Consider the following 18,747-nt stretch of genomic DNA (forward strand, 5'->3'; position numbering starts at 1 on the left):
TAGAACTCAATCCCTTGGTCATCCACGCGGAAGACGCTGCCCTCGCAGCCACCGACCAGACTAATACTCCAGGAAACCACGCAGTTTGCGGCTGCGGCTGGGATGCCTGAGTTTACGCAGCGCCTTGGCCTCGATCTGACGAATCCGCTCCCGCGTCACCTCAAAATCCTGGCCCACCTCTTCCAGGGTGTGATCGCAACGTTCACCGATACCGAAACGCAGGCGCAAAACCTTTTCCTCCCTTGAAGTCAGGCTGCCCAAAACCTGCTGGGTCTGCGTCGCGAGATCCCCTCTGACCACCGAATCCAGAGGGTTGATCGCCTTTTTATCCTCGATGAAATCACCCAGATGGCTATCCTCTTCCTCCCCGATCGGGGTTTCCAGGGAAATCGGCTCCTTGGCGATTTTCAGGACTTTTTTAACCTTGTCAATGGCGATATCCATACGTTCGGCGATTTCCTCCGGAGTCGGTTCCCGGCCCAGTTCCTGCAGCAGAACCCGGGAGGTCCGAATCAATTTATTAATCGTCTCAATCATATGGACGGGAATCCGGATGGTGCGCGCCTGATCGGCAATAGCCCTGGTAATGGCCTGACGAATCCACCAGGTGGCGTAGGTGCTGAATTTGTAGCCCCGCTGGTACTCAAATTTATCAACCGCTTTCATCAGGCCGACATTACCCTCCTGAATCAGATCCAGAAATTGCAGACCGCGGTTAGTATACTTCTTGGCAATACTGACTACCAGTCGCAGGTTGGCTTTAATCAGCTGGTTTTTGGCATTTTCCGCCTTGCGTTCCCCCACCGAAATCTGCTGATCCACCCGCTTCAGATCTGCCAGGCTCAAACCGGTTTCGTCGCTGATTCTTTTCAGTTTGGCACTGAGATTATCGATCCTGAACCAGAGATCATCAAAACTGTCCGCATCCAGCTTGTACTGCCGGCAAAAAGACTGGCGTTGGCTTTCGTCCTTAAGACAATTGCGGCACAGAATCCGCAGGTTACGTAAACGCGTCTGATAGCGGGCTTCAAGCCGATCAATCATTTTCTCCAGATTACGCCCCATGTCGACATAACTCTTGAGGCTGGCAATAATATCTTCAATCACCGCGGGCCTGAGCTTGATGGCGTAAAACTGGGCCATAATCTCACGCTCATTGGCTTTCAAACGCCCTCGAATTGAGCTTCTCTGCACGGAATAACGCAGATCTCCATCCGGATGTTTCAGACGATTACGCAGACTGCGATTCTCATAGAAAAGCTCCGTTATGCTCTCAATCCCGCTGATAATTCTCTGAGCCAGACTTTCATCATCCTGATCAGCTTCATTTTCCGAAGCAATCAGTTCGGCGACCCCTTTTTGTTCTTCGAGAGCTTCATCATCGTCGGTCGTGACCGTGCTGTCACCATCAACTTCCTCGTCATCAAGCGAGACCATCACATCAAGGTCTTCTTCGATTTCCACTTCCTCTTCGATATCACGACTGATTGATTTGACACTGATTTTCTCCGCTTTAAGCAACTCACCAAAATACTTGAGGCTGTTCACCGTCAGTACGGATTTCAGCAGGGCTTTGATTACCTCTCTTTCGCCTTCATCAATCTTTTTGGCAATATCCACTTCACCTTCGCGGGTCAGAAGCGGCACCGAGCCCATTTCCCAAAGGTACATGCGCACCGGATCATGATGACGCTCCGACGAGCCGTCGGAGCCCGAATCCGAGTTTCCGACACCCAGCTCATTTTTACCTTCACGGTCTCCGGCCTCCAAGAGCTTTGGAGACTTTTCTCCATCGATAATCTCAATACCCATCTCCGCAAAGAGCATCAGCATTTCGTCAATCTTTTCCGGGGACACGGCTTCAGGCGGAAGAACATCATTGATCTGGGCATAGGAAAGAAAACCATTCTCCTTGCCTTGGATGATTAAGTTTCTGATATCATCCGAATTAATAATCGTCTCCGAACCCTTCGCCTTACCGGCAAGCGCTACGGCGCCTTTTAATATTACCGACATTTTCACCTCACCAACATGGTTGATAATCTGCTTCGAGAAAGCGGCGCCCGAATTAGATTTAACAGGAAATCATTTTTCAGCAAACCTGCAGGTTCAAGCCCCAAATCCCAAAATAAATTCAGGCCCTGGATTAAAAATCACCTCAAACCTTGGAAGCCTGTTCCCAGCAGGTTTTTTTCAACTCCATTTTACGGCGCAGAAGGGCGAACATCTGCTCTTCGTCCCGACAACCGAGCAACTCACGATCAAGCGAACGCCCCGTATCCCGGGCCAAACGCCGCCGCATACTGTAAAAACAGTCTGCCACAACCTTGCGGGCCATTTCCGCGTCTTCGGCCTGAACCGGAAGATGTACCAACCGGGCATACAGAGAGCCCAGCTCATCATCTTCACCCTCAGCCGCCAGTCGCCCGAGCCAATCAGCATTTTCGCGATCGTCTTCATAATCAGCCAGGACCTTAAAAAAACGACGACACGGCTGATTTTCCACAATTTCCAGATATTCTCCGGCGACCTCCTGCCGAAGCTGCGGGTAACGCAACAAGGCGGCGAGAATTTCCTCCTCGGGCAAAACCGCTGTCTTTAGGCGGATCGCGGCAAGGTTCGAGCCCCGGCCACCCGATACGGCGCTCTCCCCTGCGGCCCCGAAAGGATCAGCCCCGGGAAACGGCCGCTTCTGCCTGATTCGACGATATTCGTCAAGCACAATCTCTTCGGCTATCCGCAATTTCTCCGCCACGGTCCGCAAAGCCATCCCCCGCAACGAGTTATCCGGCAGCCGCATAATCATCTCCAGAACCTGAGTCAGAAACTGCAAGCGGTCATTATAAGCATTCAGCGCCGCCCCTTTTTCCTCAAGATAAAGATCAAAGAGGGAACTCCGGCAATCAAGGGCCCTGATCAACCCGGAGACATCCCGTCCCCGGGCGAGCTGATCCGGGTCCTTGATACCTTCCGGCAACAGCACAATCTCGGGCATGATACCGACCCCCATAAACAGAGGCAGAGCCCGGTATGCCGCCGCCCGGCCGGCTTTATCATTGTCAAAAAACACCGCCACCCGACCGGTATAACGTTTTACCGCGGCGACGTTCTCCTCCGACAAGGCCGTGCCCAACGTCGCCACGACATTATCAATCCCCCGCAGGTAGAGGGAAAGGGCATCCATGTAACCTTCGACGAGAAAGGCCATGCCCTGCGTGGCGATCCCCGAACGAGCGTGGTGCAGGTCATAAAGCAGACGCCGCTTGTTAAACAACGGAGACTCCGGACTGTTAAGGTATTTAGGCTCGGCATCACCCAAAGAACGCCCGCCAAAACCGATAACCTGTCCGGAAACATCCCGAATCGGGAACATCAAACGATCACGAAAACGATCGTAACTATGGCTGCCGCCCTCCTTGAGCACCAAAAGTCCGGCCCTGACGGCGACCGCTTCCGCAACCTTGCGCCGACGCAGCTCATCTTTCAATCCCGACCAGGTATCCGGGGCAAAACCCAGCCCGAAGTTTTTCGCCTGAGCTGGGGTAATACCTCGCTTCACCAGATAATGCCCGGCCTTGCCGGATAAATTATCCTGCAGCTGACGAACAAAAAAAGCGTGGGCCGCGGCCACGGCCTGGCTCAGTTTTTCCCGTTCACTACGAGCCCGGGCCTGTTCTTCGGCGCTGCCTCTGCGCTGCTCATAAACGGAAATATCAATCCCGGTCCGAGTCGCCAGCCGCACCAGGGTTTCGGGATAGGAGAGATTTTCAATCCTTTTCAGAAAAGCAATGGCGTCGCCTCCCACCCCGCACCCGAAACAATGAAAGATCCCTTTTCCCTGATGGACTGTGAAGGAGGGTGTTTTTTCGCTGTGAAAGGGGCACAACCCTTTAAAATTGACTCCGGCCTGAGTCAAAGCCACGTAGTCCCTGATCAGCTCGACAATATCAATGCGAGCCCTGAGATCATTGACAAATTCAGGTGGAAAAAAATATGACGTCATTATTGAAAAATCCGGCGCTGCAACTCACGCTTCCGGTTCGAGTGAAGGAAAATCAGCCGGCGTAATCCGGCCCCGCCGCATGGCCAGTTCCAGGTTGAGTCCGGCCAGCAGACGATAAGCCTTAAGATAATCGGGAAACTGCCGCCGCAAGGCTTCCAGATGAGCCCTAATCGTGGCGTCGTCACCCCGCACAATCGGTCCGGTCAGAGCCTCGGCCGGAGAAACCCGCTCCAGATTTTCAAAACTGCCGCGAATCAGGGGCAACAGCATCCGTCTGGCGGTATTTTCATCAACCCCGATCCCGGCCATCATGCTGATGGCCATGCCTTCAAGAGCGATAAAAAAATTAGATGAAACCACCGCCGCGGCATGATAAAGAACCTTATCCTCGGCCGCCAGGCGCACCAAGTGACCGGAAAGCGCGCGCACCAGTTCCTCCGCCAGCGGCAAAGCCCGTTCGTCACCTTCAAAGGAAAAAAAACTTCCCGGCAACGCCTTGATCGCGCCGGCGGGATCCGCCAGACTCTGCAGGGGATGCAGAGAAAAGGTCGAAGCCCCCAGAGCCTGCAGGGAGGAAAGCTCAAGCGAGGTCAAGGCCCCACTGAGATGAGCAAAAAAGATTCCGGAGAAATTCGCGGCCGGTTGCGAGGCCGCCAAAGCCAGCGCCAACGGTTTGATATTGCGATCCTGCACCGCCAGAAACACCAGGGAACTTTCCGCCACTGCGGCGGCCGGGCTGCCGCAGTGCACCGGGACCCCTTCTATCCACCGGTTCAGAAGCTGTACTTTCTCAGGATTGCGATCGTAAACCCGCAGCGCGGTCCAACCCTGACGCCACAATAAGACCGCCAATGCCAGGCCCACCCGCCCTAATCCGATGATCGCGATTGATTTCAAGCTTCAGCCGCCATGAAATACTTACTAAGCATAAAAAACAAGAGCCGCCGGCCTTGCCGACGGCTGATGGTAATCCGTGATCCTTCATCCCCAATAAAATCAGGCAAGGAAGCTCCCTTGTACAATAATTTTACGGATTCATGAAGCGCGAACCCGCGGACCGAGTTTGATCTTCAAGGTTAAAACTGAGTATAAGATAACCGGCCAGCATCAGACTGTCAAGCTGCGGAACGCAAAATATTTACAAATCGCTACTGCGGGAATAATCCCGCAACCCAAAATGTCCTTCACGGCCCGTACCAAAAGGTATTTCCTTTGGTCACAATGAAGTGCTCTTATCTGGCCCAGCAGAGCTGGATAAGTTTCTTGTTGTTGTGGTTGAAAAAATGTCGAAAAAAACAAGAAAACAACCTGTAAGGTAGTGATCTAAAAACATCGCTTCTTCCCGGTCGGTCGCCAGACCCGCGGGCACAAAAAAAAGGTACCGAAGCCTACGCTTCGGTACCTTTTTTGATTACTCCGCCCTCTAAAAGGCGGCGCCCCTTCACTAGAAACGGAAGGTCAGCCCGGCATTGACCAGAAGCAGGTCGCCGCTGGTATCGTAAAGATAGGGCTCGTCATCATTGTAATCAGTGTAGGAGGCATTAAGATTAAGGGTCAGCCGTTCATTGAAATCATAGGAACAACCCAGATAGTACTCAACCTCTTTGATTTTAAGATCGCTGTTGTCTTCCCAGACGCTGAAAGCCAGGCCGTGATCATAGCCAAAGGTCGCCGGCTGTTTGCCTTCGAAATAGGCGGCGCTGAGATTGTCCATCTCGGCCTCGCCCCAGTTGAAGATAATTCCGCCATTGAACTTCAGCTTTTTGCTGGCTTCAAAATCGGCGCCGAACAGCAGGGTGTGAACGTTGGTCTTGTACTCCATATCCGACAGTGTGTACCCAAAACTTGGGGACGCGAAGGAGCCCGCTCAGCCGCCATAGGCCACCGCCGAGAGAAAGGCCTGGTCCTCCATATCCATGTAATTGTAGGCAATCGTAAAAGTCAGATTGTCAAGCGGAGCGAAAAAGAGATCGGCTCCCAAAGCGTACATTTCCTTGTCGAAGTTATCACCATGTCCGGGAACGGCCATTTTGACCTCTTCCAGGGTATAGTGCGCATGCCCGCTGAGCGTGATCTTCGGGCTGAGATTGTAGGTCAGATGAGCCTTCAGTTTATGCGCGCTCTCCGGCTCGGAAGTCAGGTCCAGACTACGGCTGTTGTACATGACATAGTATTCCGCCGATTTCGGCGAACCGGAAAGAGCCATGTTCGGCACCGAACAGGTCGTCGGCGTACAACCCACCGGATCGACGTTGGCTTTCAGCCAGGCGATCATCGCCACCGGATCGGCGTACGCGGCATGCTCGTGCATAAAGGGATCGTCAATATTCTCATATTCATACTTCAGACGCAGGCTCAGATTCTTGACGGCCCGACTGTTCAAAGCCAGCGAATAGGTATCCGTGGTGGTTTTCCACTCGGCGTCGCGATCATCGACCACCCGCTCCCACCCGGCCACCAGATTGGTGCGCTTAAAGAGTTTAAACTTGAATTCCGCCCCATAGGTATCGGTGTCACGCGACAAGGTCGATTCCCGGGTCCAGGGCCAGCCGTCATGCTCCTGTGAATAACCATGCAGACCATAGAGGGTGGGATCGACCGCCTGGGAATCGGCCCCCAGAGGATCGTAACTGCTGTCGTCGTAGCTGATAACCACGTCGTCGGCATCCAGATCTTCATGCCGATATTTGAACGACATGGTCATAAAGGACACCGGCGACGAGGTCAGACGTAAGGCGTAGGCATCGTAATCGTAACTGGGGTCGTCACTGATCGCCAGATCCTCACCAACGACATTGTCGGTAGCCGTGTTATTGTCGATCTGGGTATGCACATAGCTGCCGAAGAGGGTGGTGTTCAGCGGCAGAGCCACCTGGGCCTTGACGATATGCGAATCCTTTTCCGAATCCGGGGTCGACGAATAAACCATATCGCCTTCATTCCCGAAGTAGGTAAACTTTGAATCCATGGCGCCGACGGTCACATACTGATTAACCGGCGGAGCCGAATTCTCGTCAAAGGTCCGACGCAGAAAGGTGTAATCGAGGGTGACCAGACCTAAGTGAGCCGTCGCCCCGATGGAAAAATCCTGGGTTTTTTCATCGATCTTGTGTTTGTCGGCCGCCAGATGACAGCCGCCACATTTACTACTCGTGCGGGTCTGCTCGTAGCCTTTGCGCTGTTCCATCCGGTATTTGGCATGAATCTTGATGAACTCGGCCCCGGGAATCAGGAACTCGTTCTCGGACACCAGCTCTTCCCGGGTCACGTACAGATCATCGCCCCAGGATTCGTTCCTGACCACGGCGACGTTGGCCCCCATCTTGGTCGGAGCCCCATAAGCCGCCTTCGTCCCGGCCGCCGTGTACAACGGCTGAGTCAGCGACATCCCGGTCGGAAAGGTAAAATCCGGGTCGACATTGTAGTTGACCATGTCATCGTTTTCGAGCCAGTGAATAAACTTCTGGTAGCTGTTCTTGGTGCGGAAATAGCGCTTCAAATCGAGATCCACCCGTCCGCCGAGATCATCCTCATGCAGATAGTTGATTCCGAAATCGTACTTGATACCGCTCTGATTGCCGTTAATCGACATCTCGAAGGTGGCATTGCCGCCCTGATCCGCCGTCAGGTACTCGGCCGCACCTTCCCGCGAGTCGTCGATATCAACCCCCTGAATCCCGATCCCGACGCTGCCCGTAGTCTGTCCCGCCCACGAGAGAACCGGTACCAGCGCCAGGCAGAGGGCCAGAATCGTGCATTGTGCAAAACGTTTCATGATCTCTCCTTCCGTCATATTATCTGGTTAAAGCCCGACCTTGTCCGGGAACTGTCTGGGATGGCAGATCACTACCGTGAACCTGGGAATGACACTGCGTACATTTGGTCGCGTAAGCCTGGGCCCAGAGATTCTTATTGCCATTGAAGGTCGCATCCGCATCCACCGGATTGCCCATCCAGTCAGTAATCATACCCGACGGACTCGAGGTCCGACCGGCGTGGAAATGCGGCTCATGACACTGCAGGCAAAGATAAGGTTCATTGGCTTTCTTGAGATTATTGGAAACCGTGCCATGCGGATCATGACAGATGGTACAGTCATCGGAAACCGGGGAATGCTCAAAAACAAAGGGTCCCTGATAACGGGCATGGCAATTGAGGCAAAGATCGTTGAGCCGCTCATCGGTCTTCAGATTCTTGACCATCGAACCGTGATTGGCATGGCAGTCGCTGCAGACCATCTTGCCCTCCTTGACCGGATGGTGGGAAGGATAGTACATTTTTGCCCGCTCCAGGGCATGACATTCATAGCAGAGTTCGGGTTCGGCTTTTTCAAGCAGATTCTCGGCCACGGCGGGAGCATGAATCTTATGACAGCTGAGACAACCAACATCGTTCATCGGATGCGCCGTACCGGCCCAGTCAAAATGAGCGCCATCGCTGTGGCAGCGCAAACAAACCGCAGACGCCGTTCCAGGCTCCAGCTCCTTAAAAGAAATAATCTGGCCCGGATCTTCGGATTCAGTGTGCAGACTGGCCGGGCCATGACAGGTTTCACAACCCTTCATGCCGATTGCCGTCTCTTTCGCCAGAATTCGATCATGGATCGAGCCGCTGAAAGCTGCCGCCAGTTGATCATGGCAGTCAGCACAAGACTCGCTACCGGCAAACTGCGCCCCGTCAACGGGCACCGGCAGTTTGAGAACGCTGGCTCTTTGATTACTCAAAGTAGTACAGGCGGCAAAGCTCATGACCAAGGCCATCAGCAGTCCTGCACCCAGCAGAATCCAATGCTTTCTCATGTTCATAACCTCTCTCTTCCTCCTTCGTTAGAAAAAAAATTCCCGCCCGCTTCGCGAAACAGGCCTGTCCGAAACCGATTTCCCTCCCGGAAATCTTCGGCAGCATACAGCAGGACCCGTCACCTCCTTTCAGAATAAAATTAACTGGAATACATTTTATTTTTTCTCGACCAGCCGCTGCGAACCATACATTATAAATGCATGACAAATACATCTCAGACAGGCGTCACACAGCTGAATATCATTGCAAAAGCTTCCGCTTCGTCATCGGCCGCACCGATTGTATTAAATTATTTTATACCTTCTGTCAATCACTAAAATTAGTCTGATCTTAATCTTGTTGTGAATTTTTTTTCACTACAACATCTTTATATTCAAATATTTACACTACGCTATAGACTCGTCGCCACCAACTGCCGGCCACCCCAAGGGGCTCAAAACACCACTGCAACCGCTTCGCAGTCAAAGGCCGTTCGCTCCTTTCGGGACCGCCATCCCCTGATCATACAAGTCAACCTTTCGCTTGTATTCCCCGTCTATTTTTGCTAAGAGGCTCGTTCGATCTAGCCTCTGGGGTAGTTTTTATAGTCAGCTCGCGGCTTTGCTTCTTCAGGCCAAAGTTCCTTACGTCGCCGCCGCAGCAGCCGGAAAGCCCTGACTCCCGAAACAACCGCAAGCCATCTTCGGAATAGAATAGAAATGACTGGCGACGCCGACCGGGCTTCGAACCGCATTTGAAAACCGCAACCCGACACGCGCAAAAAACGTAAGAGGTGAAAAAGTATGGGTCTAAAAATTATTGTTACGGTCAAGCAGGTACCCGACACCCACAATGTCTCGGGCAGCGCCATGAAAGAGGACGGCACCGTCAATCGCGGAGCCTTACCGACAATTTTCAATCCGGAAGATCTCAACGCCCTGGAAGAAGCCCTGAAAATCAGGGAATCAACCGGTGGTTCCGTCACCTGCCTAACCATGGGGCCACCCAATGCAGTTGAGGTTCTCAAGGAATGTCTTTACCGGGGAGCTGACGATGTCATCCTGATCTCCGATCGGAGATTTGCCGGCGCCGACACTCTGGCCACCTCCTACGCCCTGAAGTGTGCCATCGAAACTATCGGCCGCTACGATCTGATCCTTTGCGGCCGACAGGCCATTGATGGCGACACGGCCCAGGTCGGCCCCCAGATCGCCGAAAAGCTGAACCTGAATCAGCTTACCTGCGTCGCGGAGGTCAAAACCGTCGACCTACAGTCAATCACCGTTACCCGGGAGGTTGAAGACGGATTTGAGATTGTCAAAAGCAAGCTCCCGGTACTGCTCACCATCACCGGAACCGCAAATCAACCCCGGACCGCCAATGCCAAAAAAGTCATGGCCTATAAAAACATCGGTAAGGAGATCTGCAGCACCTCTTACGATGAAAGTTATCTGAGCGCCGAGAGCGGCGCGATTCTGAGCCACATCAAGGAATGGAACGTTGAAACCATCGGCGCCGATCCGCTGCAATGCGGCCTTTCCGGCTCTCCGACCAAAGTTAAGAAGATTCAGAATGTCGTACTGACCGCCGGCGAAAGCCGACAGATCAACAACAGCGATGCCGGCGTCAGAGAGCTGATTCTGGAACTCAGCCGGGATAATATCATCGGATAACCAGCCCTTGAGCAAACAGAATCAAGGTCCCCTGAAAAATGACGGCCGCGACCATCTTGGCAAGCTCTCGCGCGCCAAGATAAAAACTCTATGAAACCAAGGAGTTAATCAGGCATGGACAGCAGAAAAAATGTTATGGTTTTCATTGAATCACGCTCCGGCGCGATTGCCGACGTCAGCCTCGAACTGATCAGCGCGGCCGGCACCCTGGCCCAGGATCTCGGCGGCCGGGTCGAAGCCGTGGCCCTGGGGCACAACATCGAACAGAGCTTGCGCGAACTGGGCCCCTACGGCTGCAAAGAAGTCTACTACATCGACGATCCCCGCCTGGCTCATTTTACCTCGGTGCCTTACGCCAAAAGCGTGATCAGAACAATCCAGACTCACAAACCAGGAGTCGTGCTTTTCGGTGCCACAACCATGGGTCGCGACCTAGCTCCGAGGGTTGCTTCCGCTCTCAGATGCGGCCTGACCGCCGACTGCACCGACCTTAACATCGGTGAGCACCAGATCAAAGACCAGGTTTTTCCCCAGACCCTGCTGCAGATCCGGCCGGCCTTTGGGGGCAATATCGTCGCCACGATTGTCTCACCGGATTCATTCCCCAGTATGGCGACCGTACGTGAAGGGGTCATGAAAATCGGCCGGCCCGATCCTCAATTACAGATTGAGATCACCAGAGAACCCTGCATCCTGGCGGACGATGATTTTCTCACCGAAGTCATCGACGTGGTTCACAAGGTGAAAAAGGTCAATCTCAAGGCCGCCCAGATCATCGTTTCAGCGGGCATGGGCGCCTGCGACCCGGAATCGATCAGACTGGCTGGCGAATTGGCCCGGTCCCTGGGGGGAGAACTCGGCTGCTCCCGCCCGGTGGTTGATGCCGGCATTCTCGACAAGGATCATCAGGTCGGCCAGACCGGCATCACGGTACGCCCCAACCTTTATATTGCCTGCGGAATTTCGGGTCAGATTCAGCATCGCGCCGGCATGTCCGAAGCTAAACGGATTATCGCGATCAACAAGGACCCACAGGCTCCTATTTTTGCCCTCGCGCATTACGCCATTGTGGGCGATGTCAAGGATGTGCTGGCAAAAATGATCAAAGCTTACAAAGAAAAGGTATAGGAGTATTGGTTATGGCCAATTTTTATCGTGACAACGACGACATTCTTTTCCATCTGCGCAGTCTGGATTTAAGCCGGGTCATCGACCTTAAAGAAGACAGCTTCAGTGAACGGGCCGACTTTCCTTACGCTCCCAAAGACCAGACGGATGCCCGTGAAAATTACAATCGGGTGCTTGAAATAGTCGGCGAAATAGCAGGTGATTTCGCCGACCCCAGAGCTCGCGAAGTTGACGAGGAAGGGGCCCGTTTCATTGATGGAGAAGTGATCTATCCCAAAGGAATTCGGGAAGCCGTGGCCCGCATCAATCAGGCCGACCTCGCCGGTTTCACCTCCCCGCGCCGCTATGGCGGCATCAACATGCCGATCACCATTTTTTCCGCCGCGATCGAAATTATCTCCCGGGCCGACGCTTCCCTGATGCTGGTTTTCGGACTGCAGGGCTTAAGCGACACGATCCGCCGATTTGGTTCAGAGGAGCAGAAACAACGCTACCTGCCCCGCTTCGCCAGCGGCGAGATTATGGGCTCGATGGCCCTGACCGAACCCGATTCCGGCTCCGACCTGCAATCAGCCATGCTTCGGGCCCATCAGGATGACGACGGCATCTGGCGCCTGAATGGCGTCAAACGCTTTATCACCAATGGCTGTGGGCAGCTTTCGTTGGTCATGGCCCGCTCGGAAGAGAATTCCAGTAGCGGCCGCGGTCTCTCCCTGTTCATTTACGAACGCGATGATTCCATGAAAATCCGCCGCATCGAACACAAACTCGGAATCACCGGTTCACCCACCTGCGAACTCCAGTTCAACAACGCCCGGGCCGAACTTCTCGGCAAACGCAAACTGGGCCTGGTGAAATATACGATTTACCTGATGAACGGCGCCCGCCTGGCCGTCGCCGCGCAATCTCTCGGCATTGCCGAAGCCGCCTACCGCAAAGCTTATCGTTACGCCAACGATCGCATTCAGTTCAAACAGCCCGTCAGGGATTTCGCCGCCATTTACGAAATGCTGACCGACATGAAGATCAACCTCGAGGCAGCCCGCGCCCTGGTCTACGAAACCTCAGTTATCGTTGACATCAAAGAAGGGATTGAGGAAAGAATCGAAAAACATCCGGAACGCGAAGCTGACCTTAAGGACGACGGCAAACGATACGCTCGCTTCGCCGCGTTGTTCACTCCACTGGCCAAAAGTTGTGCCGCGGAGATGGCCAATAAAGTATGCTATGACGCCATCCAGATTCATGGCGGGGTTGGTTTCACCAAAGAATTTGATGTCGAGCGCCATTATCGAGACGCCCGCATTACCAATATTTACGAAGGTACAACCCAACTCCAGGTCGTCGCGGCGGCAGGGGGCATTATCGCCGGAGTAGTCTCGGAACGCTTGGGTGAATACGAAGAAAATAATGCTTTTGAAAAGCTTGGCGATCTTTTCACCACGATTAAAAAGATGCGCTCTCATCTGGAAATGGCGATCTCCTACATCAAGGAGAAAGGCGGCGGCGCGGTTCAGGAATTTCACGCAAGCCGACTGGTTAACATGGCAACCGCTGTGATAAATGCCTACCTGCTCTGCCGTTGCGCCCTGGTCTCCGAGCGCAAATACAAGGTAGCCAGGATTTTTATCGGCAAAGCCGGAATCAGAGTCCGCGCGACCCTGGATTACATCATGACCGATGACCGCAGCCTGATGGAGGATCACGGCGCCATACTGGACCAGACAGAAAAATTTAGTGGCGACTAAAATCAAAGCATGCCGACAAATAACGCCGGCAATTTTTAATCTTGACAACCGTACAGCATAGATATAGAATACTTGCCTTTTTGTATTCACAACGAGAGCTTCATACTTTCCTTAAAGGATTAACGGGAGAAAACAACCATGGCTGTCCCCAAAAGAAGAACTTCCAAAACCAAAAAGAGACAACGCCGGTCGCACCTGGCTTTAACCGTTCCGCAAGCCGGCAGCTGTCCGAACTGCCAGGCGATTACCGTACAGCACCGGGTATGTGCAACCTGCGGCACCTACAAGGGCGAAAAAATTATTGATGTCGACTGATAACCTTCTCCCTTTTTGTGATTGATGGCCGGCGTTCCCAGATGAAAATAGCTGTTGACGCCATGGGCGGAGATCGAGCCCCGCAGGAAATCGTCGCCGGGGCCGTTGACGCAGCCAGGGAGTTAAATCTGCAGATTGTTCTCGTCGGCATTCAGGACACCGTAGAGAAAGAACTCGAAAAGCACAACATCAGCAACCTCCCGATATTCATCCAGCCGGCGACGGAAGTTGTTGCCATGGATGAATCCCCGGGCAAAGCTATGCGCCGGCGGAAATCTTCGATTGCGGTCGGCCTCAGGCTGGTACGCGACGGTCGGGCCCAGGGTTTTCTCTCTGCCGGCAACTCCGGAGCGGTCATGGCCACGGCCATGGTCATCCTGAAGAAATTAAAGGGAATTGATCGGCCTGCCATTGTCACCTGCCTGCCCACGCTTAAAGACCCGGTTACCATCCTCGATGTCGGCGGCAATGTAGACTGCAGCCCCCTGCATCTGGCTCAATTCGCCATCATGGGCAGTGTCTACGCCCAGAGAGTTCTGGATCGCAACCATCCGAGAATCGGACTGCTTAGCAACGGCGAGGAGGAAGGCAAGGGCAACGAACTGACGCGCGCAACCCATGAGCTGCTGAAAAACAGTCCGCTCAACTATCTAGGAGCCGTGGAAGGACGCGACATCTTCACCGGCGAGGTTGATGTGATCGTTTGCGACGGTTTTGTCGGCAATATTGTTTTGAAAACCGCTGAAGGCCTGGCCTTGGCCGTGACCACCATTCTCCGGGAAGAGCTGAGCGCCAGTCCGATTCGCAAGCTCGGCGCGTGGATCTGCCGGCAGGGGCTGCGTCGCCTAAAACAAAGAGTTGATTATGCCGAGTACGGAGGGGCGCCCCTGCTGGGAATCAACGGCAACTGTTTTATCGCCCACGGCTCTTCCTGCCGCAAGGCTCTAAAAAACGGTATTCGCTTATGCGCAGAATTCTCCGAGCAGAGGGTTAACGACTATCTCCTTAACGAATTAGACAAAAACCATGAAATTCAGAGCTTGCTGCCGAAGAAAAAACTTTGGAAACAAATCAAGGAACGCATCATCATCACCAAGGACGCGGATACAGATGCGGGCGACAACCTCGAAGGCTGAGTCACAGGTTCCTAACCAACTTACACAAGCGCCGTCCCTCCTGAATCGAAGAGCGCCACATACCAGAATTGATTAATTTATTTTGTTTTCATTGACATTGATCAGGCAAAACTTCTATAGTAAACGGTACTATTCAGTCATCATCTGCAGACCTACTTAAGCGAGTTCAAATAACTGGTTTTCGCGACCGGGCCGCAAAAATATTTCCCCAAAAGACACGACGGCGGCCGGCCGGCCACGTAGCGGCGCGGGAAAGCGTAACTGCCGGCTGAATTTCAAAATAGATCTGCAGTAATTTTCCAGAGGAGATTTACGGTGAGCAGCCAAGCAAAAAGTGCCTTTATTTTCCCCGGCCAAGGCTCACAGCACATTGGCATGGGGAAAGAGCTCTATGACTGTTTCTCTGAAGCTCGCGAAACCTTTGCCGAAGCCAGTGAAGCCTTAGGGGAAGATTTGAGCCGACTCTGTTTTTCCGGATCACCGGAAGAGCTCAACCAGACCGCCAATACGCAACCCGCCATTTTGACCGTCAGTGTGGCCGCCTACCGCGTACTTAAACGTAATCTCAACATTGAGCCGGTCTTGACTGCGGGCCACAGTCTGGGAGAATATTCGGCCCTGGTCGCGGCCAAGGCCATCTCATTTTTCGACGCCGTGCGCATAGTTCGAGCCCGGGGAAAATTCATGCAGAACGCAGTCCCCGCCGGACTCGGAACGATGGCGGCGATCATGGGCATGCCGAATCAGCAGGTTGTCGATATCTGTAATCGCGCCAGCTGTCGTAAAAACCGTTTGATTGTCGAACCGGCTAATTTTAACTGCCCCGGTCAGATTGTCATCTCCGGCCATACTCAGGCCATTTCCACGGCTGGCGAGCAAGCTCAGCAGGCTGGGGCCAGCCGCGTGGTCAAATTGCCGGTCAGCGCCCCCTTTCATTGTTCCCTGATGCGGCCGGCGGCTGAAAAGCTGGCTGAACATTTCGCCGACGTCAAGGTCAGCGAACCGGAAATTCCCATCATTTCAAATGTCGACGCCGAAACCAACTATCATGCCGGCACGGTCCGTGACCTGTTGATTCAGCAGGTCAGCAGCGCGGTTCGCTGGGAGGAATCCATGCAGCTGGCGGTCCGCCAGGGGGTCAGCCAGATGATCGAGATCGGTCCCGGGCGAGTCCTCTCAGGGCTGCTGCGACGGATTAACCGCAACGTACAACCTTTTAATGTGGGCTGCCCGCAAGATCTTGAACGGGTAGCTGAAAGCTATGCCCAATGATCCAGACCGATCCTTTTCATTTCACTGACAAAGTCGCCCTGGTAACCGGGGGCAGTCGCGGCATCGGCCGGGAACTGACGGAAAGGTTGGCCCAGCAGGGGGCGATAGTTCATTTCTGCGGCACCAATCCCGAATCGGGCAACACAACCGCCGAACAACTCAACCGCGCGCTGTCCGGATCCGGCAAGGCGATCTTCCATGAAGCCAATGTCGCCCAGTCGCATGACTGCAACAAAATGGTTGCCGATATCCTGCAAACCAGCGGCAAGATTGATTTCCTGATCAATAATGCCGGCATCACTCGCGACAATCTGCTGATGCGCATGAAAGAAAGTGACTGGGATGAAGTCATGGCCGTTAACCTCAAGGGCTGTTTTAATTGCTGCAAGGCGGTCTCCCGCAGCATGCTCAAAAACCGTTACGGTCGCATTCTCTTTATATCTTCCGTAATCGGTTTAATGGGGAACAGCGGCCAAGCCAATTATGCCGCCGCCAAGGCCGGAATCATTGGCTTCGGCCGAAGTCTAGCCCGGGAATTGGCCTCCAGAAACATTACCAGCAACATCATCGCTCCGGGCTATATTCAGACTGAAATGACCGACGCCCTCGCCCCGCAGGCTCGCGAGAATATCAGCGCCCTGATCCCCGCTGGCCGCCTGGGCACCGTCATGGATATCGGTAACGCCGCTCTTTTTCTGCTCTCGCCTCTGGCGGACTATATAACCGGCCAGGTTCTGCAGGTCGACGGGGGCATGCTCATGGCTTAAACCGGATCAGCTCCGGAAAAGATAACTCAATTTTGAAAAAAAATGTTTCGACTTTCAACGCCTGAGGCTGACAGAACAAGACTGTCCAGCCGATCATAAATGTCAAAAAGGAGAATCCGACATGTCCATCGAACTAAAAATTAAAGAAATTATCGCCGAAAAGCTGGGGCTCAAAGACGCCAATGAAATCAATAACGATGCTTCCTTTATTGATGATCTGGGGGCCGACTCCCTGGATACGGTTGAGTTGGTGATGGCTTTCGAAGAAGAGTATGGCATTGAAATTTCTGATGAAGAAGCCGAGAAAATCAGAACCGTTCAGAACGCCATTGATTTTGTCAAACAACACACCAGCTGATAACCAACCCCTTACCTCTGGTTGCGCCGAAAGGTGCCCGTGAAACGCCTCCACTGATCTCAGGGAGGCGTTTTTTTCTTTACAATTAGACTAAGAGCCTATAGAAAGTACCACTTAAAAAAATTGCGGTGACGATATTGGCCCGCCACGACAAAAAGTATATCTGAAAAAAGGTCCGTTCTTTCCCACCCGTGCCCTATAAATCGGCCCGGCAGGAGATTAACCAGCAACCTTTGGAGATTGAGGTTAGAAAGTGAAACGCAGAGTCGTCATAACCGGGGTCGGCCTGGTGACCCCTCTGGGAACCGGAGTTGAGAAAAACTGGCAGCGTCTGCTGGCAGGAGAGTCAGGCATCAGCCCAATCAGATATTTCGATGCGGAGAAATTCGCCACCCGCATTGCCGGGCAGGTGACTGACTTTGAAGTCACGGATTTCATTGACAGCAAAGAAGCAAAAAAGATGGATGCCTTCATCCATTTCGCCATGGCGGCCGCCGATATGGCAATGAGCATGGCCAGGCTTGAAGTCACTCCATCCCTGAGTCCTCGTTTCGGGGTTGCCGTCGGCGCCGGCCTGGGAGGGCTGCCCTCTCTTGAGTATTACCATAAGGTTCTACTCGAAAAAGGACCTCGGCGTATTTCACCGTTTTTTATCCCGATGATGATCGCCAACCTGGCTCCCGGCAATATTGCTATTCGCTATCAGGCCAAAGGTCCCAATCTTTCCGTGGTGACCGCCTGCGCTACCGGCACTCATTCGATCGGCGAAGGCATGAAAGTCATTCAACGCAATGACAGCGATGTCATGATCTGCGGGGGTACGGAATCCGCCATCACCCCACTCTGTATCTCGGGTTTTAATGCCATGAAGGCCCTGTCGACCCGCAATGACGAGCCGACGCGAGCCTCGCGTCCCTTTGATCGGGACCGCGATGGCTTCGTTCCCGCCGAAGGGGCCGGCATCGTGGTTCTTGAAGAGCTCGAATTCGCGTTGCGTCGCGGAGCTTCGATTCTGGCTGAGCTGACCGGCTACGGTTCATCCTGCGATGCTTACCATATTGCGTCCCCGGCACCTGAGGGGGTCGGCGCGGCGTCCTCCATGGAGGCCGCCTTGCGGGATGCCGCTCTTGAACCCACGGCAATTGACTACATCAACGCTCACGGCACCTCAACTTATTTTAACGACCTGTATGAAACCCAGGCTATCAAAAAAGTTTTTGGGGAACACGCGAGTAAACTTCTAATCAGTTCCAACAAATCAATGACCGGCCACATGCTCGGCGGCACCGGAGCCGTGGAAGCAGTGTTTACCACCCTGACCATCAAGCACGGCAAAGTACCGCCGACCATAAATCTGGACAACCCGGACCCCGACTGTGACCTGAATTACGTCCCCAATCAAGCGATCAGCGCTCCGGTAAAAAATGCTATCAGCAACTCATTCGGTTTTGGCGGAACAAATGCCACGCTGGTTTTTTCGGCCTACTGAACTTAGTCCTTTACACGTTGGGCGCTGGAATGTAATAAATTAACTTTCTCCGGGCAGGAAGCTGGATTTGCAAAGAAAT

15 protein-coding genes are annotated in these 18,747 nt (G+C 53.4%); 9 read left to right on the forward strand and 6 right to left on the reverse strand.

The window, feature by feature from the left end:
* Positions 1-60 precede the first annotated feature (60 nt).
* The 6 genes from rpoD to ENN66_04375 all read right to left on the reverse strand — a co-directional run bounded on the left by rpoD (position 61) and on the right by ENN66_04375 (position 8,802).
* Entirely contained in the window at positions 61-2,016 is a 1,956-nt protein-coding gene (gene rpoD / locus ENN66_04350; GenBank protein ID HDS15837.1) for an RNA polymerase sigma factor RpoD, read from the reverse strand.
* A 142-nt stretch (positions 2,017-2,158) separates the two neighbouring features.
* The gene (gene dnaG, locus ENN66_04355) at positions 2,159-4,003 is read right to left on the reverse strand and encodes a DNA primase (GenBank protein ID HDS15838.1); all 1,845 of its coding nucleotides are present in this window, start codon (positions 4,001-4,003) and stop codon (positions 2,159-2,161) included.
* A 24-nt stretch (positions 4,004-4,027) separates the two neighbouring features.
* A complete protein-coding gene (locus ENN66_04360) occupies positions 4,028-4,900 on the reverse strand; it encodes a DUF2520 domain-containing protein (protein ID HDS15839.1) in 873 nt (290 codons plus the stop codon).
* A gap of 547 nt (positions 4,901-5,447) precedes the next feature.
* Positions 5,448-5,825: a hypothetical protein gene (locus ENN66_04365; GenBank protein ID HDS15840.1), complete on the reverse strand. Its 378-nt coding sequence runs from the start codon at positions 5,823-5,825 to the stop codon at positions 5,448-5,450.
* 45 nt (positions 5,826-5,870) lie between these two features.
* Positions 5,871-7,796: a hypothetical protein gene (locus tag ENN66_04370; GenBank protein HDS15841.1), complete on the reverse strand. Its 1,926-nt coding sequence runs from the start codon at positions 7,794-7,796 to the stop codon at positions 5,871-5,873.
* A gap of 1 nt (position 7,797) precedes the next feature.
* Positions 7,798-8,802, reverse strand: a complete 1,005-nt coding sequence (locus tag ENN66_04375; GenBank protein HDS15842.1) for a DmsE family decaheme c-type cytochrome — start codon at positions 8,800-8,802, stop codon at positions 7,798-7,800.
* A 783-nt stretch (positions 8,803-9,585) separates the two neighbouring features.
* Between ENN66_04375 and ENN66_04380 the strand changes: the two genes are divergently transcribed.
* The 9 genes from ENN66_04380 to fabF all read left to right on the forward strand — a co-directional run bounded on the left by ENN66_04380 (position 9,586) and on the right by fabF (position 18,668).
* Positions 9,586-10,455: an electron transfer flavoprotein beta subunit/FixA family protein gene (locus ENN66_04380; GenBank protein ID HDS15843.1), complete on the forward strand. Its 870-nt coding sequence runs from the start codon at positions 9,586-9,588 to the stop codon at positions 10,453-10,455.
* Between the two features lie 114 nt (positions 10,456-10,569).
* Positions 10,570-11,583, forward strand: coding sequence for an electron transfer flavoprotein subunit alpha/FixB family protein (locus ENN66_04385; GenBank protein ID HDS15844.1), 1,014 nt, complete (start codon positions 10,570-10,572; stop codon positions 11,581-11,583).
* Positions 11,584-11,594: 11 nt separating this feature from the next.
* The gene (locus ENN66_04390) at positions 11,595-13,331 is read left to right on the forward strand and encodes an acyl-CoA dehydrogenase (GenBank protein HDS15845.1); all 1,737 of its coding nucleotides are present in this window, start codon (positions 11,595-11,597) and stop codon (positions 13,329-13,331) included.
* Between the two features lie 138 nt (positions 13,332-13,469).
* Positions 13,470-13,646 (forward strand): 50S ribosomal protein L32, encoded by a 177-nt coding sequence (locus ENN66_04395; GenBank protein HDS15846.1) that lies wholly within the window; start codon positions 13,470-13,472, stop codon positions 13,644-13,646.
* Between the two features lie 41 nt (positions 13,647-13,687).
* Complete coding sequence (gene plsX, locus ENN66_04400) at positions 13,688-14,782, forward strand: phosphate acyltransferase PlsX (GenBank protein ID HDS15847.1); 1,095 nt, start codon at positions 13,688-13,690, stop codon at positions 14,780-14,782.
* A 375-nt stretch (positions 14,783-15,157) separates the two neighbouring features.
* Positions 15,158-16,054, forward strand: coding sequence for a [acyl-carrier-protein] S-malonyltransferase (gene fabD / locus ENN66_04405; GenBank protein ID HDS15848.1), 897 nt, complete (start codon positions 15,158-15,160; stop codon positions 16,052-16,054).
* Complete coding sequence (gene fabG, locus ENN66_04410; protein ID HDS15849.1) at positions 16,051-16,821, forward strand: 3-oxoacyl-[acyl-carrier-protein] reductase; 771 nt, start codon at positions 16,051-16,053, stop codon at positions 16,819-16,821. Before fabD ends, fabG begins: the two co-directional genes overlap by 4 nt.
* A 121-nt stretch (positions 16,822-16,942) precedes the next feature.
* Positions 16,943-17,179 (forward strand): acyl carrier protein, encoded by a 237-nt coding sequence (locus ENN66_04415; GenBank protein ID HDS15850.1) that lies wholly within the window; start codon positions 16,943-16,945, stop codon positions 17,177-17,179.
* A 253-nt stretch (positions 17,180-17,432) separates the two neighbouring features.
* Positions 17,433-18,668, forward strand: coding sequence for a beta-ketoacyl-[acyl-carrier-protein] synthase II (fabF, locus tag ENN66_04420; GenBank protein HDS15851.1), 1,236 nt, complete (start codon positions 17,433-17,435; stop codon positions 18,666-18,668).
* Positions 18,669-18,747: the final 79 nt, after the last annotated feature.

The organism is Pseudomonadota bacterium (assembly GCA_011049115.1).
GTDB lineage: Bacteria > Desulfobacterota > Anaeroferrophillalia > Anaeroferrophillales > Tharpellaceae > DSCM01.

Coding starts and splice junctions, on each gene's coding strand:
- ENN66_04365 (HDS15840.1), bottom strand. CDS start 5,825: ATGGAGTACAAGACCAACGTTCACACCCTGCTGTTCGGCGCCGATTTT.
- ENN66_04395 (HDS15846.1), top strand. CDS start 13,470: ATGGCTGTCCCCAAAAGAAGAACTTCCAAAACCAAAAAGAGACAACGC.
- ENN66_04385 (HDS15844.1), top strand. CDS start 10,570: ATGGACAGCAGAAAAAATGTTATGGTTTTCATTGAATCACGCTCCGGC.
- ENN66_04375 (HDS15842.1), bottom strand. CDS start 8,802: ATGAGAAAGCATTGGATTCTGCTGGGTGCAGGACTGCTGATGGCCTTG.
- dnaG (HDS15838.1), bottom strand. CDS start 4,003: ATGACGTCATATTTTTTTCCACCTGAATTTGTCAATGATCTCAGGGCT.
- ENN66_04370 (HDS15841.1), bottom strand. CDS start 7,796: ATGACGGAAGGAGAGATCATGAAACGTTTTGCACAATGCACGATTCTG.
- fabD (HDS15848.1), top strand. CDS start 15,158: ATGGGGAAAGAGCTCTATGACTGTTTCTCTGAAGCTCGCGAAACCTTT.
- fabG (HDS15849.1), top strand. CDS start 16,051: ATGATCCAGACCGATCCTTTTCATTTCACTGACAAAGTCGCCCTGGTA.
- plsX (HDS15847.1), top strand. CDS start 13,688: ATGAAAATAGCTGTTGACGCCATGGGCGGAGATCGAGCCCCGCAGGAA.
- rpoD (HDS15837.1), bottom strand. CDS start 2,016: ATGTCGGTAATATTAAAAGGCGCCGTAGCGCTTGCCGGTAAGGCGAAG.
- ENN66_04380 (HDS15843.1), top strand. CDS start 9,586: ATGGGTCTAAAAATTATTGTTACGGTCAAGCAGGTACCCGACACCCAC.
- ENN66_04390 (HDS15845.1), top strand. CDS start 11,595: ATGGCCAATTTTTATCGTGACAACGACGACATTCTTTTCCATCTGCGC.
- ENN66_04415 (HDS15850.1), top strand. CDS start 16,943: ATGTCCATCGAACTAAAAATTAAAGAAATTATCGCCGAAAAGCTGGGG.